Annotated in this window: 12 protein-coding genes; 6 read left to right on the forward strand and 6 right to left on the reverse strand. The window is 38.0% G+C overall.

Annotated elements, in window-relative coordinates:
• The first annotated feature begins 59 nt into the window (after window positions 1-59).
• Window positions 60-413 (forward strand): 50S ribosomal protein L19, encoded by a 354-nt coding sequence (gene rplS, locus JR347_RS05455; protein ID WP_317192615.1) that lies wholly within the window; start codon window positions 60-62, stop codon window positions 411-413.
• Between the two features lie 70 nt (window positions 414-483).
• On the opposite strand, the gene fbaA is transcribed toward rplS, so the two are convergent.
• A complete protein-coding gene (gene fbaA, locus JR347_RS05460) occupies window positions 484-1,554 on the reverse strand; it encodes a class II fructose-bisphosphate aldolase (RefSeq protein WP_205723041.1) in 1,071 nt (356 codons plus the stop codon).
• Between the two features lie 156 nt (window positions 1,555-1,710).
• On the opposite strand from fbaA, the gene accD reads away from it, so the two are divergent.
• On the forward strand, window positions 1,711-2,550 hold the full coding sequence (gene accD, locus JR347_RS05465) for an acetyl-CoA carboxylase, carboxyltransferase subunit beta (protein ID WP_205723042.1): 840 nt from the start codon (window positions 1,711-1,713) through the stop codon (window positions 2,548-2,550).
• A gap of 33 nt (window positions 2,551-2,583) precedes the next feature.
• Here accD and JR347_RS05470 read toward each other — a convergent pair whose 3' ends face one another.
• Both JR347_RS05470 and JR347_RS05475 read right to left on the reverse strand, forming a co-directional pair.
• A complete protein-coding gene (locus tag JR347_RS05470) occupies window positions 2,584-4,056 on the reverse strand; it encodes a flotillin family protein (RefSeq protein WP_205723043.1) in 1,473 nt (490 codons plus the stop codon).
• Window positions 4,056-4,640 (reverse strand): hypothetical protein, encoded by a 585-nt coding sequence (locus tag JR347_RS05475; protein WP_205723044.1) that lies wholly within the window; start codon window positions 4,638-4,640, stop codon window positions 4,056-4,058. Before JR347_RS05475 ends, JR347_RS05470 begins: the two co-directional genes overlap by 1 nt.
• A 137-nt stretch (window positions 4,641-4,777) precedes the next feature.
• Between JR347_RS05475 and JR347_RS05480 the strand changes: the two genes are divergently transcribed.
• Window positions 4,778-7,231: an ABC transporter permease gene (locus JR347_RS05480; protein WP_205723045.1), complete on the forward strand. Its 2,454-nt coding sequence runs from the start codon at window positions 4,778-4,780 to the stop codon at window positions 7,229-7,231.
• 21 nt (window positions 7,232-7,252) lie between these two features.
• On the opposite strand, the gene JR347_RS05485 is transcribed toward JR347_RS05480, so the two are convergent.
• Genes JR347_RS05485 through hemE form a run of 3 tightly spaced genes read right to left on the reverse strand, consistent with a single transcriptional unit; the run spans window position 7,253 to window position 9,618 of the window.
• On the reverse strand, window positions 7,253-8,008 hold the full coding sequence (locus JR347_RS05485; RefSeq protein WP_205723046.1) for an SGNH/GDSL hydrolase family protein: 756 nt from the start codon (window positions 8,006-8,008) through the stop codon (window positions 7,253-7,255).
• 56 nt (window positions 8,009-8,064) lie between these two features.
• Window positions 8,065-8,559 (reverse strand): hypothetical protein, encoded by a 495-nt coding sequence (locus tag JR347_RS05490; RefSeq protein WP_205723047.1) that lies wholly within the window; start codon window positions 8,557-8,559, stop codon window positions 8,065-8,067.
• 33 nt (window positions 8,560-8,592) lie between these two features.
• Entirely contained in the window at window positions 8,593-9,618 is a 1,026-nt protein-coding gene (hemE, locus tag JR347_RS05495) for a uroporphyrinogen decarboxylase (RefSeq protein ID WP_205723048.1), read from the reverse strand.
• 54 nt (window positions 9,619-9,672) lie between these two features.
• On the opposite strand from hemE, the gene JR347_RS05500 reads away from it, so the two are divergent.
• From JR347_RS05500 to JR347_RS05510, 3 genes are all read left to right on the forward strand, one after another.
• Window positions 9,673-10,560 (forward strand): SdiA-regulated domain-containing protein, encoded by an 888-nt coding sequence (locus JR347_RS05500; protein ID WP_205723049.1) that lies wholly within the window; start codon window positions 9,673-9,675, stop codon window positions 10,558-10,560.
• A gap of 6 nt (window positions 10,561-10,566) precedes the next feature.
• Window positions 10,567-14,211 carry a BamA/TamA family outer membrane protein gene (locus tag JR347_RS05505; protein ID WP_205723050.1) on the forward strand — a complete coding sequence of 1,215 codons (3,645 nt, stop codon included), beginning with the start codon at window positions 10,567-10,569 and terminating at the stop codon, window positions 14,209-14,211.
• Window positions 14,212-14,439: 228 nt separating this feature from the next.
• Window positions 14,440-16,248: an ATP-binding protein gene (locus tag JR347_RS05510; protein WP_205723051.1), complete on the forward strand. Its 1,809-nt coding sequence runs from the start codon at window positions 14,440-14,442 to the stop codon at window positions 16,246-16,248.
• Window positions 16,249-16,260: the final 12 nt, after the last annotated feature.

Below are 16,260 nucleotides of genomic sequence, written 5' to 3' on the forward strand. Positions count from 1 at the left end.
ATTAATTACTATATTTGCACTCCAATTTTCGGAAAAGAGACTTTTAGATATATAATATCATGAACGAGATCATAAAAGCAGTTGAAGCTGAATTAAACAAAGAAGCAAAATCTCACCCTGATTTTAAGGCTGGTGATACTGTTAACGTACACGTTAAAATTAAGGAAGGTAACAAAGAGAGAATTCAGCAATTCCAAGGAACTGTAATTCAAAGAAGACACCCAAATACAGCAGGTGAGACATTTACAGTAAGAAAAGTGTCTAACGGTATTGGTATAGAAAGAATATTCCCAATTTTATCTCCTAGCATCGAGAAAATCGAGATTGTTAGAAAAGGTAAAGTTAGAAGAGCGAGATTGTACTACTTAAAAGGTAGACAAGGTAAAGCTGCTCGTATCAAAGAAAAGCTGTAATTTAAATTACATCGGATATAAAAAAAGGGTTGATCATTTGATCAACCCTTTTTTGCTTTAACACCTTAATTTATAAGGTGTTAACATTATTTAAATCCTCAGACGCCTTTTTAAGTCTGGCTTTAAAACTCTCTTCGCCTTTTCTTAGCCAAACTCTTGGATCGTAGTATTTCTTGTTTGGTTTATCGTCTCCCTCAGGGTTACCAATTTGCCCTTGAAGATAGCCTTCATTTGATTTGTAGTAGTTTTTCACTCCTTCCCAATAAGCCCATTGCAAATCAGTATCAATGTTCATTTTTATAACACCGTAAGAGATACCTTCACGAATTTCTTCAACCGTTGATCCTGATCCACCGTGGAAAACGAAATCAACCGGGTTTGGCCCAGTCTTATATTTTTCAATGATATAATCTTGAGAATTCTTCAAAATTACAGGTGTTAACTTCACATTACCTGGCTTATAAACACCGTGTACGTTACCAAAAGCAGCTGCAATAGTAAACCTGTGGCTAATCTTGCTCAATTCTTCATAAGCATAGGCTACTTCTTCAGGTTGCGTATAAAGCTTAGAACTGTCTACATCAGTATTGTCAACTCCATCTTCTTCACCACCAGTTACACCTAATTCAATTTCTAACGTCATATCTATTTTGCTCATTCGCTCAAGATACTTTTTACATATTTCAATATTTTCTTCAATTGGCTCTTCAGAAAGGTCGATCATGTGTGAACTAAATAAAGGCTTGCCATGCTCTTTGTAAAATTTTTCACCAGCATCTAGCATACCATCTATCCATGGTAATAGCTTCTTAGCGGCATGGTCGGTATGTAATACAATTCTGGCACCATATAATTCGGCCATTTGGTGTACGTGCTTGGCACCTGAAACGGCACCAGCAATGGCAGCTTGCTGGTTATCATTGTTTAATCCTTTTCCAGCATAGAATACAGCCCCACCATTTGAGAATTGGATCATCATAGGCGCATTTAGCTCGGCCGCAGTTTCCATTACGGCATTCACCGAATTTGTGCCTACCACGTTTACAGCAGGAAGTGCAAATTTCTTTTCTTTAGCGTACTTAAATAGTTCTTGTACCTCATCGCCTGTTAGAACACCAGGCTTAAATTTTGAAGATGACATATGTATATGTGTATGGTTGAATAATCGTGTAAAACTCTTTTTATAAGAGCGCTACAAATAAACTAAATAATTGGCGGAGGTCACATTCTTAATAGTAATTTTTGAAAGCTGGATGATACTGATGATATTTGCTCAGTTTTCAATCGGATAGCAATTATGAGCTGGTTTAAAAGGAAAGATAAAGGAATACAAACACCAACAGAGGCTAAGAAGGAGGCACCCGATGGGTTGTGGACCAAAACGCCTAGTGGTAAAATCGTACATACACGAGAGTTAAAGAGTAATTCCTATGTGAGTCCTGAAGATGGCTATCATGTGAGAATAGGTTCTGCGGAGTATTTCGAAATATTGTTTGATAACAATAAATTTACTGAGCTGGATGAAAATATGGAGTCAGCTGACCCATTAAAATTTGTTGATACCAAAGCTTACCCAGATAGAATAAAGAGTACTCAGAAGAAATCTGAATTAAAAGATGCCGTTAGAACAGCCTATGGCAAAATGAATGGGTTGGAAATAACGATAGCTTGTATGGATTTCGGATTTATCGGTGGTTCAATGGGCAGTGTGGTAGGCGAGAAGATAGCTAGAGCTATAGACCATTCACTACAAAATAAAAAGCCTTTCTTAATGATCTCTAAGTCTGGCGGAGCCAGAATGATGGAAGCTGGATTATCCTTAATGCAAATGGCTAAGACATCCGCCAAATTGGCTTTGCTTAGTGAGGCTAAGATTCCATATATCTCTTTACTGACTGATCCAACCACAGGAGGTGTTACTGCTTCGTACGCTATGCTTGGCGACTTTAATATTGCTGAGCCCGGAGCATTAATTGGCTTCGCGGGCCCTAGAGTTATTAGAGAAACGATTGGTAAAGACTTACCTAAAGGCTTTCAAAGTGCAGAATTTGTATTGGATCATGGGTTTCTCGATTTCATTGTGGATCGTAGAAATCTAAAATCGAAGTTGACAACACTCTTAAAGATGTTAAAATAGATAAATAAAAAAGGGGCTTTAAAAGCCCCCTTTTTATTTCCCTTTATTCTGATCTTTTGGACCTGAATCTGATGGTTTATTTGGTTTGGGAGAAGGTTTAGAAGGAGCAGGATTTTCTTTCACTTCCTTCTTTACACTTTCTGCCATCTGCTTAATTTCATCTGGACTCTTTCCTTTCAAGTATTCAGGAAGTTCCATTCCTGCCATGTTAAACATTTCTTGTAATGGTGGAACTGATTTGTACAGTCCGGAAATGAAATTGGCTGTTGAAGTTTTGCTTTCTGGGCCAGAGCCTCCGCCTTCCCAGACAGTAATTTTATCGATTTTAATATTTTTAATTGCCTCTGTCTGAAGTCGAACCAGTTCAGGCAATTTATCTGCTACAAGTAACAATACGGCATCTTTAGCATTATCACCTGCTGCGTCTACAATTTGTTTTAAACCTTGTGCCTGCTTCGTAAGTACTTCATATAAACCTTGAGCTTCAGCTTGTTTCTTAAATAGAATCGCATCGGCCTCACCTTTTGCTAACCTTCTAATTTGTTCAGCTTGCGCTTCTGCAGCAATCTCTACCTTTTCTTTATCGATTTGAGCAGGCACAACAATATCTGCAGTTTGTGCTGCTTTATCACGTGTTGCTCTTGCATTTTCAGCTTCTTGCTCAGCGGCATAAGCCTCTTCTAATGCTTTCGCTGTCTGAACCTTTTCTGCGGCAATCGCAATTCTCTGTGATTCTGCTTCCTTCTCTCGTCTGACAGCATCAGATTGTGCTACCTTAATCTTCGCTAAGTTCTCACCTTCAACTGCACTCGCATCTGCATCTGCCACTTTCACTCTTTGCTCTTGTACAGCATTGGCAGCACCAATGGCACCATCTCTATCTTTTTCAGCAACTGATCTTTTTGCGTCATTTATCGCTTTGGCAGCAGCTTCTTTACCTAATGCCTCAATGTAGCCAGATTCATCTTTAATGTCTGTTACGTTTACGTTGATTAACTTAAGACCAATTTTCTTCAACTCGGTTTCAACATTAGATGCCACATTTTCAAGGAATTTATCTCTGTTACTGTTAATTTCCTCAATGTCCATTGTAGCAACTACCAACCTCAACTGACCGAAGATGATGTCCTTGGCTAAATCCTGGATGGTCTCTTGCGTTAATCCTAAAAGCCTTTCTGCAGCATTGTTCATTACACCAGGTTCAGTAGAAATACCCACTGTAAAACGAGATGGAACGTCTACACGAATATTTTGTCTACTTAATGCATTAGTAAGCATCACCTCTATAGAGATTGGCGTTAGATCAAGAAATTCATAGTCTTGAAAAACGGGCCATATGAATGCCGCACCTCCATGTATACATTTGGCGGATCCACCACCAACTTTACCATATACAACTAGAATCCTATCGGAAGGACATCTTTTGTACCTTCTAAAAAAGGTAACAACAACAATGAATACGAAAAACGCTACAAGAGCAAAAATGGGGAGGGTTAATACGCTCATTATGTTAATTTATTGGTGGTTATTATTAAAATATCGTTTGCTAAATCCTTAACTGTAATTACCATTCCTGGTTTTAAATCTACTTCATCATCGGTTATAGCTTCCAATGTTCTTAAAGATCCTTGAACTTTCAGTTGAACTTTACCAATGTTTCCTCTATTGGCCTTTACTTCCATATATACCTCACCTATCACACCAATGGCATTCTTCATTTGTAATGTACCGCTTTCATTTGCCTTACCCAGATAATAGAATATGGCGCCCATTAAAAACATCATAGCAACGCCCGCTACTAATGATATAGCAATTGATAGTCCGTTTGAAAGTCCGGAATCAAGGCATGCAATACCTGTCCATGAAAAAATAGTAAAAAAGGCTACCATATTTTTCAGTGTGAAGAATTGAAAGCTTATTCCATCATCACCTTCAATATCAGCATCTGCACCTGCATCTTCAGGTATATCGCCACCAAAAAATGTTAAGGCAAGCTGTAAAAGAAAAAAGAGCGTGAAAGGAATGGCTATCGCCCAGTAAATCTTTTCAAGAGTGGCAAGTGCTTCCCACCATACAGAGAAATTATCCATGGAAATTAATTTAGAGTGAATATAATTTATTTGTTATTATTTAATACTGATTTTCGAAGAATAATACCGCTCATAATAAAAATGTAACATTTCATTTGTGGATGCGGTATAACTACCAATCTCAAACAACTCAACACATGCTGAAAAATTACTTTAAGATTGCTATTCGCAGTCTGCTCAAAAATCGAATCTACTCCATAATTAATGTATTAGGGCTTTCAATTGGTATTGCCAGCAGTCTACTTATTCTTCTCCATGTGGAAGATGAGCTTTCTTATGATGAATTTCACTCCAAAGGAGACAGGATTTATAAGGTTGGTTTGGAGCGGTTGTACCCTGATCATGTAACAAATTATGCCATTGTACCACACTCATTTTCTGAGGTGATGGTGCGCGATTTTCCTGAGGTTGAAAATGCTGTTCGAATGTTCGGTAATCCTGCCAATAATCCGGTAGTAGTAAGCTATGTGGATGAGAAGAATGAAGAAAAGCGTTTTGAAGAAACAGCCTTTATGGCTGCTGACTCTACTTTTTTTGAGGTATTTGACATTAAACTAATTTCTGGGGATCCGAAAAATGCGCTAGCTAATGCCCAAGATATGGTTATTACTCAAGAAATGGCGACTAAATATTTTGGTAATGAAGACCCTATTAATAAAACACTGACTACAGATTTCGGTCAGTTTAATGTAAAGGGCGTTTGTGAAAATTTTACTGAGAATTCGCATTTTGAGTTTGGCTTTTTAGCAGCACTTAAAACCTTTCCATTCTTACAGAATGATAATTTTGTAAGCTTTACTACTCACTTATACGTGTTGCTTAATGAGAATGCAGATCCTGCTGCCCTTGAGAGCAAATTTCCGGAAATGGTGGAAACTTATGCCGCACCGCAAATTGAGGCCAACTTAAGCACAACATATGGAGAGTATGTGGCTGCAGGAAACGGCTATAATTACTCCCTCATTCCAATGGAAGATATACACCTAAACCCGGTGAAATACCAGGCTGAGTTTAAAGCAGGTGGTGATATTAATGATGTATATATTTTCATTTCTATAGCAGTACTCATTACGTTAATTGCCTGCATCAACTTCATGAACCTTGCAACCGCCAGGTCTACAGAAAGAGCCAAGGAAGTTGGTATCAGAAAAACGTTAGGATCGCCTAAAAAACAGTTGGTTGCTCAGTTTTTAACTGAATCGATCGTGCTAAGTATCATTTCATCTGCCATCGCCTTAGGAGTGGTTTATCTCACACTGCCTTATTTTAATAATGTAATAGTTAAATCCCTTTCTATTGCATCCGAAGGCTCTTTATTAATACCAGTGACTGTAGCTTATGCTTTAATTGTAGGTCTGCTGGCAGGTAGTTATCCGGCATTTGTACTTTCAGGATTTAATCCGGTATCAGTAATGAAGGGCAAAATGCAGACAAACAAGAGCATGTCGTGGTTGAGAAATGGATTGGTTGTTTTCCAGTTCGCGATAAGCATCATACTAATTTGTGGAACCCTCATAGTCCGAGATCAAATAAATTTTATGGCACAAAAAGATCTTGGGTATAATAAAGAGCACCTTATTGTTGTAGATCGTATAGGGACCCTCAATGAGCAATTGGATGTATTTATAAAAGAGGTACAAGCACTTCCTGAAGTAGAAATGGCAGGTGGTTCTGGCGTAATTCCGGTAAATCAATACTTTGGAATCCAATTTATGCCACAAGGAGCTTCCGAGCCGATTACTACCAACTCCATGACTGCTGATGATGACTATATAAAAACCATGGGTTTTGAAATTGTGGAAGGGCGAGGTTTTTCCAAAGATTTTAATGATTCACTATCTCTGATCATCAATCAACGCACTGTTGATTTGTTAGGTGTGGAAAACCCGATTGGCTTGAAGCTGCGAAATACTGTGGCTGCAGCAGCAGGTGGCAATCCGGTAGAAATTGAGTATGAAGTGGTAGGTGTAGTGAAGGACTTTCATTACATGTCGCTAAGAGATGAAATAAGCCCATTTGTGATTTTAAGTACAGAATCGCAGGCTTTTGGAGGAGCTGGGTTTTTAACTGCCAGAATTAAAGGTGAGAATATGCAAGATGCATTGGCATCCATTGAAAATAAATGGAAAATGTTTTCTCCGGAAGACCCTTTCAAATACAAATTTTTGGATGATGAATTAGATAAACAGTACAAGTCTGAAGCAAACTCAGGGAAAATATTTGGTCTTTTTGCTGCTTTAGGAATTATCATTGCCTGTGTAGGCCTGTTTGGGCTTGCAGCTTACATGGCCGGACTAAGAACAAAGGAAATAGGAGTGAGAAAGACTTTAGGAGCATCGGTATCGGGTGTGGTGTTATTGCTGTCGAAAGATTTCACTAAACTTATATTAATAGCGCTATTAATTGCTGTACCTGTGAGTTATTATTTTATGAATGAGTGGCTGAGCAATTTTGCCTACAAAACAGGAATAAGTGCACTCACTTTTATAATTTCAGGTGGCCTTGCACTAATTATTGCATGGCTTACTGTGGGTTATCAAACATTAAAAGCGGCTTTGGTAAATCCTGTAAAATCACTTAGAAGCGAATAAAAAGATAATTTCTATCCATCATCAATTGTTGATGATGGATAGAAATTCGTTATCGGCAATGATCCTTTCTACCCATAACCTGTACTGTTCACCAGAAGGATGAAGTCCATCGTCTGCTACTAATTCGGGCTTTTCCAGTCCATCTCTAGAAATATCAGTAATGAAATAGTATTTAATGCCATTTTCTTCAGCAATGCGCTTGTTAATTTCATTATAAGCATCAATCTCATGAGATATCTTGGCTTGGTTTGACTGGCCGAATGGTGTAAAGCCATAGTCAGGAATGGAAACTACAATCACATTATTTTTATTACCACCAGCATAGCCAATGGCGCGATTTAATAATTTTTCAAATTCATCTGGATATTCTTCGATAGGATAACCACGATATTGGTTATTAACTCCTATTAAAAGTGAAACAAGATCAAAGCTTGCATCCAGCTCTTCTTTAACTAAGGCATTACCTAAATCTTGCGTTGTCCAACCTGTTCGGGCGATAATTTTCGTTTCTACAACTAAATTCGAATTGACTTTTGTTATTTCATTAGCCAATTGAACGGGCCATCTTTTATCCTCTGCAACACTTTCGCCTATGGTGTAGGAGTCGCCCAAAGCAAGAAATGCAAATGGTATTTCTTCGTTCTCAACTAAAGAATCAGAATCTGTGGTTTCAGTCTCCAATTCTTGTTCGATTACAGGCCTAGTTTCATCTTCTGAACCTTCAGAACAAGCTAAACCAAAAAGAATGAGACTTGAAAGTATGGTTGTTTTAATCATAGTACCTAAACAATGGAATCATTGATTAGTTAGTTCGATGATGTTTGATGTGCTAATTAGGGCAGATTATTCAAATTAAGTTGTTTATAAATTTCTTCTGCCTGGTTTTCGGTAGCCTCTGTGACCATAACGGTTATAATATATCTTTCTTTGAATCCAACCACTAACTCACTGGTGTTATCTTCCTTCTGGAATGCCAGCCAACCCTGCGCATTGTCGTAAGAAACACCATACGCTTTTTGCTCATCATCTTCATACTTCATTCCAGCACTCCATGCCATAGCAGCACTCGTGTAAAGTGCTGAGGCACCCTGATAATCCATAATGGCAATTTCCAGCTGAGAATCCCCTTTTTCATATCTTGCTGATGCTGTGGAATAGGACATTCCACTCATTTCAAAACTACTTCCTTCAATTTCGTCAACAAGTTGGTAGCCTTTAATGGTAGAGGGTATTGATTTTTGAAGCTCTTTGTAATCAGCGGCTTTTTCTTGTGCTATTACCATCATTCCAAACGACAGCAAAAGCATGGTAGTAAATAATGATTTCATTTTTTAAACTATTTGTGCAATAGTAATTAAAATCTAGTGTTTATACCCTTTAATCGTGTCAATGAAAAATTTCACTTTGTGTGGATCAGTATCTGGGTAAACGCCATGGCCAAGATTAGCAATATGCCTGGTAGGACCAAATTGAACCAGCATTTTTTCCGCCTCTTCTTTAATTCGTTCTTCTGAACTGTAAAGTACGCATGGATCAAAATTCCCTTGAAGTGTCTTGTTTTCACCAATCAATTTTCTTGATTCACGTATATCCATACACCAATCTAATCCTACAGTATTGCAATTAATTTTACCAAACCATTCACGGGCGAAGTAAGCATCTTTGGCAAATACTGTCTTTGGAACTTTATCAACGGCATCACAAATCTGCTGTATATATCTGAGTGAAAACTCTTTGTATAATTCCGGACTCAATATTCCTGCCCAACTATCAAATATCTGAATCAAATTGGCACCTGCTTCCACTTGCCCTTGTAAATAGTTGATGGTACTATTTGTGATCATTTGCAACAACTCATGCGAAAGTTGTGGCTCGGAGTAAAGCATTCTTCTCGCCTTTGAAAATGTTTTACTTCCACCACCTTCAATCATATAGGCAAAAATGGTCCAGGGAGCACCAGCAAATCCGATGACGGGTACTCGACCATCCAACTCCTTTTTGGTTACGCTGATGGCATCTATGGTATATTGAACGTCACTGGCTTCAGCTACTTTCAGTCTCTTTACATCGCTGAGAGACTTAACTGTTTCAGGGAAATGGGGGCCTCGTTTTTCGACCATTTCATACTTGAGACCCATAGCTTCAGGTATAACTAAAATATCACTGAAAATAATGGCTGCATCGACACCTAGAATATCTACAGGCTGAATGGTTACTTCAGCTGCCAACTCAGGGGTTTCTACCAGTTCTTTAAATCCACTAAGCGAATTTCTGACGGCACGATATTCTGGTAAAATTCTACCTGCCTGCCTCATTAGCCAAACAGGAGTTCTTTCTGTTTTTTCACCATTAATTGTGCGGAGAATTAAGTCGTTTTTTAAGGCCATGCACAAAGATAGTAGCCATTTTTATAACGACCTTTTTTTAACCAAATTTGTTTGATGCAGCTTGCTATAAAGTATTTGATCGTCACTTTTTTCACCATCCTTTTTCTACAATGTGATTCATTTCTACAAAGAGAAATTCATCCTAAATACAAAGACTACGATACGTTAAAAGTACCCTACACTTTATATGCTCCAAAATCAAAAGTGAAACTCCATTGGGACTTGGAAGAAGTTTCTGGTCTTTCTTATTACATGGGAGGTCAATTACTGGCCGTAGAGGATGAAACTGGAAATGTATATGTGTTGGATGCTGAAACGGGAGATGTAAATCAAAAAGTTAAGTTTAATAAGGGTGGTGATTATGAAGGGGTGGAATATGATGGTGTTAATGTTTGGGTGATGGAAAGTGATGGAACGTTCTATTCTTTTCAGATTGAAAACAGTGAGGCTGACAATGTTCGAGAGTATAAGAGTGCATTTAGCTCTAAAAACGATCTTGAAGGGCTGGGGTATATTCGTGGAAATCTTCTAGTTGCAGCCAAAGGTGAAGGAACCATTGCAGGAGTAGAAAATAGTGGTAAGGGTGTTTATACTATAAAGAATAATGACCCAGTACCATTTTTATTTATTGAAAGAGATACGTTGGAGAATTACATTAAGGGCCGAGATCATTTTTATGAGATTAGGGATTTTGATCCTTCCGGGATAGCAATTCATCCACTTAATAATGATATTTATATATTGTCGGCTGATCATATATTAGTGGTTTACACCTCGGATTTAAAACTAAAAGAAGTGGTAAAATTAGACGGGGTTTTAATGGAGCAGCCTGAAGGAATATGTTTTTCACCCGAAGGTGTATTATATATTTCCAGCGAAGGGAACGATAGCAGGGGAGAGTTGTTTATTTTTCATTACTTAAGTACATCTTCAAAGGAATAAATATTCATGAAAGCATTTTCAGTAATTTTTTGTGTTTTTCTTGGTGTTTTTACATTCATTCAATCTACCGCACAGAAACAGGTTTCTTATACTTTGTACCTTGTGGGTGATGCGGGTAAAGTTACTGATGGCCAGACAAGCAACTTTCAGGTTATTTCCGAACAGATAAATGGCCAAAACGAGGGCCTTGTTTTTCTTGGTGATAACATTTATCAGCAAGGCATGCCAACTGCTCAAAGTGAGTCAAGGATAGCAGCTGAAGAGGCCATTAATGCTCAGATTGAACTGGCAAAAAAATTCAATGGAAATGCCTATTTTATTCCGGGTAATCACGATTGGGCTCAAGGCCGAAAAATCGGTTGGGATCAGGTGCAGCGTCAAGAAGATTATGTAGAAGACCGATTGGACAGTGCCAATGTGTTTATTCCAAATGATGGCTGTCCCGGGCCTGTGGAGGTGAATCTTTCTGATGAATTATTATTGGTAATTATCGATACGCAATGGTTTCTTCATGGGTGGGATAAACCAACGAATGAAATAGGTGGCTGCGATTTCAATACTCCGCTTGATGTGCTATTGGCACTCGATCAGATATTAGCATTAAATACACACCGAAAAGTAGTCGTGGCAACGCATCATCCAATGTATACCTATGGCGAGCATGGTGGAGTTTTTCCATTCAAACATTTTTTAATGCCACCTGTAGTTGGCGCTTTTTATCCATTTTATCGGGCAGTTTTTGGTAGCGTGCAGGATATACCGAATCCTAAATATAAAGGCATGCGAAATGCCTTGGTAGAAACATTGGAACAATACCCTAATGTTATCCATGTCGCAGGTCATGAACATTCTTTACAATATTCATTCAACAATTCGATCCACTATATAGTCAGTGGTTCTGGCAGCAAGACAACTTATGTGAAGAAAAAAGGCTTTGCCGAGTATGCTGAATCTGTTAATGGCTTTGCTAAGTTGCTGTTCTACTCTGATGGGGAAGTAAAGGTTGAGTATTGGAGGCATGATGGTAGTAAAGCTTTCTCAAAATCTTTGATGAACAAACCGTATGCACCAAAACTTACGGGAGAAGAATTTGCCAAAAAGTACGATTTGGAAGATAGCGTGTATGTGACTCATGCAAGCGACCAGTATGAAGCTGGAAAAGGACATAAACGTCTCTTTGGGGCTAATTACAGAGATGTTTGGCAGCAGGATTTAGAAGTTCCTGTTTTTGATATAGGTACAGAGCATGGCGGGCTAAAGATCGTACAACGAGGTGGTGGGCAGCAAACAAAATCGCTCCGTTTAGAAGCAAAAGACGGTAAACAGTATGTACTTAGGTCCATAGAAAAATTTGCTGCTGGTGCCATCCCTCCTTTTTTGAGAAATACTTTTGCTCAGGATTTGGTGCAAGACCAGATTTCTGCATCGCACCCATATGGCGCATTTGTAGTACCATATCTTGCCGAAGCCGCAGGAATTTATCATACTAACCCACAATTGGTTTTCATCCCGGATGATCCTCGTTTTGGAAAGTACCAGGCAACATTCGCCAACACGTTGGCTCTCTATGAAGAGCGGCCATCCAAAGACTGGTCAGATGCCGACTTTTTTGGAAACTCACCAGATATTGAAAGTACTTCTAAGGTATTGGAGAACCTGCAGGAAGACAATGATCATTATGTGGATCAGAAGTTTGTTGTGAAGTCGAGGTTATTTGATATGATCATTGGTGATTGGGACAGGCACGATGATCAGTGGCGCTGGTCAGAAATTGATGAAGGTAAGGGTAATAGGTATCGTCCAATTCCGCGTGATAGAGATCAGGTATTTTTCGTAAATGAGGGGTTTTTCCCAGGTATTTGGAAACGCAAATGGGCACTGCCAAAGTTTGAAGGCTTCGATGAAGATATTGATTGGCCCTCGGGTCTTTCCTTTAACGCCAGATACTTCGATAGGTCTTTCCTGACCGGATTGGAAAGGGAAGATTGGATTGAAGCTGCTGAACAATTGAAAAGAGATTTAACCGATGAAAAAATTGAATCCGCTATTAAAAAATGGCCTAAACCTATTTATGATTTGCATGGTGAAAGGGTTATCAGAAGACTAAAGGCAAGAAGAGATAATATCACTGAATCTGCCATTAGCCATTATCTTTTTCTTGCCAAAGAAGTGGATGTGGTTGGGAGCGACAAGCATGAGAATTTTGTGGCCACGCGATTACCAAATGGCGATGTGCATGTTCAAGTAAGAAAAATGAAAAAAGATGGTGATAAGAAGCATACCATCTTTGAGCGCACTTTTAAGTATGACGAAACAAAGGAAATCCGACTTTATGCCTTGGGAGGTGATGACGAAATTGAAATTGAGGGTGAAAGTCCTAAAGGAATAAAGATCAGAGTAATTGGTGGTGATGGTGATGATGAACTGGATGATGACTCCAAAGTGGGCGGATTTGGTAAGAAAAATATCTTTTATGACACCAAAGAGGGTAATAAGTTAAAGTTGAACTCAGAAAGTAAAAACAGATTATCTAACAATGAGGATGTTAATAACTATAACCGTAAGGCATTTCAGTATAATGTATTGATGCCATTGCTCACTGGTAATTTTAACCCCGATGACGGTGTTTATCTAGGTGGAGGATTCGTTTACACTAATCATGGTTTTAGAAAAGAGCCATTTAAATCGAAGCACAAAGTATTAGGTAGCTATGCTATAAATACCCAGGCCTATAATTTTAATTACCTGGGACAGTTTACTGATGTTATTCGTAAGTGGGACCTGGAAACAAACGTAAGTTTTTTGGTGCCTAATTTTGTTAATAACTTCTTTGGTTATGGAAATGAATCCAAGTTTGATCAAGATATAGATGAAACCGTTGATGTAAACAGAGCTATTGACTATTATCGACTAAGATTTGAGGAAATATCCTATGAAGTTGGCTTTTTCCGCCCCATTGGTTCTCTCGCCAGAATAGGAATAACTCATGACTTTGTCAGCTGGGAATTAGATCAGGGTGCCAATGAAAATCGCTTTGTAACCGATGTTTTTCTCCCTAATACCAATTTAGAGAACGAGCAAACGGTTAATTACATGGGTGGTGGTTTGAGATTAGATGTTGATACTCGGAAGAATATAAAGAACCCCGTTTCAGGCCTTTTATGGACTAATAAAATCAATACACTCTATGGTATCGATGATGCTACAGATGATTTCCATCAGTATAATACCGAGTTGTCGGTTTATCATAGTTTTAAAATACCCGCTAAGCTCACTTTTGCAGCACGAGTTGGCTGGGGTATTAACTTTGGCGACTATCCATTTTTCAGAGGGCAAACGTTAGGTGGTAGAGAGCAAATAAGAGGGTATCGAAAAACTAGATTTTACGGTGATGAAGCATTTTTCTCCAATGTAGAGGCTCGATTGAAACTGTTTAGTGTGAAAGGCTACATCCTACCGGCTACGGTTGGTATTCTCGGCTTTCATGATGTTGGTAGAGTTTGGGTGGATGGAGAGAACTCAGACAAATGGCATCGTGGCATAGGTGGTGGAATATGGATTGAACCTTTCAACTTAACAGTATTGTCATTCGAAGTAGGCGCATCCGAAGAAGAGACATTGGCTTATGTAAGAATGGGATTCCTATTTTAAAATATTCTTAATATTACTTTAATAATTTATAATTAGAGTTTTCTTATTTATTTGAATTCCTACCGACCAGATTGTTTTAAATAAGGCCTTTGAGCGTTATCTTGTAACTTAGTGTTTAAACATTATTTAGCAATACTGTCTTTTTGTGCTTTGTTAGTTTGCCATTCGGGCAATCTAAGGGGGCAATTCATTAAAATAGATAGCCTAAAATCTTTATTACAAACAGACTTGCCCGACTCACAGCGCGTTAAGATAACGTATACGTTAGGTAGAGAATTGGTTTATGTAGACGATAATGAAGCGATGAAGTTTGCTAAATTATCGGAGCAAATTGCAAAAGAAATTAATAGTGATATTGATCTGGCCTATTCCTACCGTATTCAATCTTCCATTTACGCTGCTCAAGGATTGTTTTCATTATCAACGGAGATGGGACTTAAAGCCAGGCAGATTTTTGAGCAACAAGGCGATTTACAGGGCCTGGCAAATAACCACATCACTATGGGTAACTTATACAGGTTACAAGGCCTGCATTCCAAATCGGCAGAGTATCACAGACTTTCACATAACTATTTTAAAGCAAACGGACCTGAGTACAGATACGCCATAACATGCTTAAATTATGGAGAAGCCCTGTATTATTTGGATAGCCTCGATAAAGCCAAAAAATTACTACATACTTCCATTATTATTAATGATAAAATTGGAAATGAGTTAGCCCAAACATTTTCATTCAAAGCAATGGGTCTAATTTATTCTAAGGAGCAGGATTATGATTCCGCCAAATACTACTTATCAAAAGCGATTGAAATTTCAGATAAACTAGGAAGCAATTCCCAAAAGCAGGCGACACTTGAATCTTTTATTAACCTGGCAAAGATTTATGAAAAAGAAAATAATTTGGAAGAGGAGCTAAAACTTTTGAAAAGAAGTTTAATGTACGCTCAAAATTATAGTCTAAGTAAAGAGCTTTCTAACATTTATTTCAGACTCGTTGAGTTATATATGACTACCAAAAATTATGAATATGCGGAAGAGTATATGAGTAAGTACAGAAGATTATCAGATTCAATGAAATCAGCATCACGGTCAGATATGGAAGGACTAATAGACGCGGCTTATAATTCTTTAAGAACAAATCTTGAAAATGAATATTTATTAAAGGAAAAGCAGATTTCTGAAGATGTTATAGCCTATCAAAAGAAATTGATATTTACTATTGGATTTCTAGCTCTTATAGCTGCCGCTTCAGTCATTTTCGTTCTGATTAGTTTTAGAAAATTAAAGAAATCGAATACCCAACTTGAAATTCAAAAAGAGCAAATAAAGAATAAGTCTGAAGAGTTAGAAGAATTGAATGCTACGAAAGATAAAATGTTTTCTGTGGTATCTCATGACATGCGGAGCCCACTCCACTCACTCTTAGCATTTTCAGATTTGGTGACCAAACATTATGACAGTATGAGCAAAGAAGAAGTAGCTGAAATGATAGGTCAATTAAAAACAAATGTAGACGCAACATTAAAAATGACCGAAAACCTGATTGAGTGGGCAAAACTGCAAATGCAAAATGTTAAAACCGAACCTGTCGAATTCGATTTGAATGGGGTATTGGACGAATTGGTGAGCGTTTTCCAAAGTGTGGCAGAGCAAAAAAATATAGTTTTATCACTTGAGAAATCAGAGAACAGCATAGTGAAGGCTGATAAGGATCAATTGAGTATCATCATCAGAAACTTACTCAATAATGCCATTAAATATACAAACGAACATGGTGAAGTTTCTTTAAGGGGCAGCCAGTCAGAAAATCAAGTATTCTTAACGATAAAGGATACTGGTGAGGGAATGTCGGATGAATTATTAAATAGTCTATTCGAGTTACATGTTAAATCGCGTGTGGGTACAGCAGGGGAAAAAGGAACCGGGTTAGGTCTAGTTCTATGTTATGAATATGCTTCTAAGAACAACGTTAAAATCGAAGTACACAGCAAGGTAAAAGAAGGCACAACCTTTACATTAACCATTCCTAAAGCATAATCAGTTTCATTT

Source organism: Fulvivirga lutea (assembly GCF_017068455.1).
Taxonomy (GTDB): Bacteria; Bacteroidota; Bacteroidia; order Cytophagales; family Cyclobacteriaceae; genus Fulvivirga; species Fulvivirga lutea.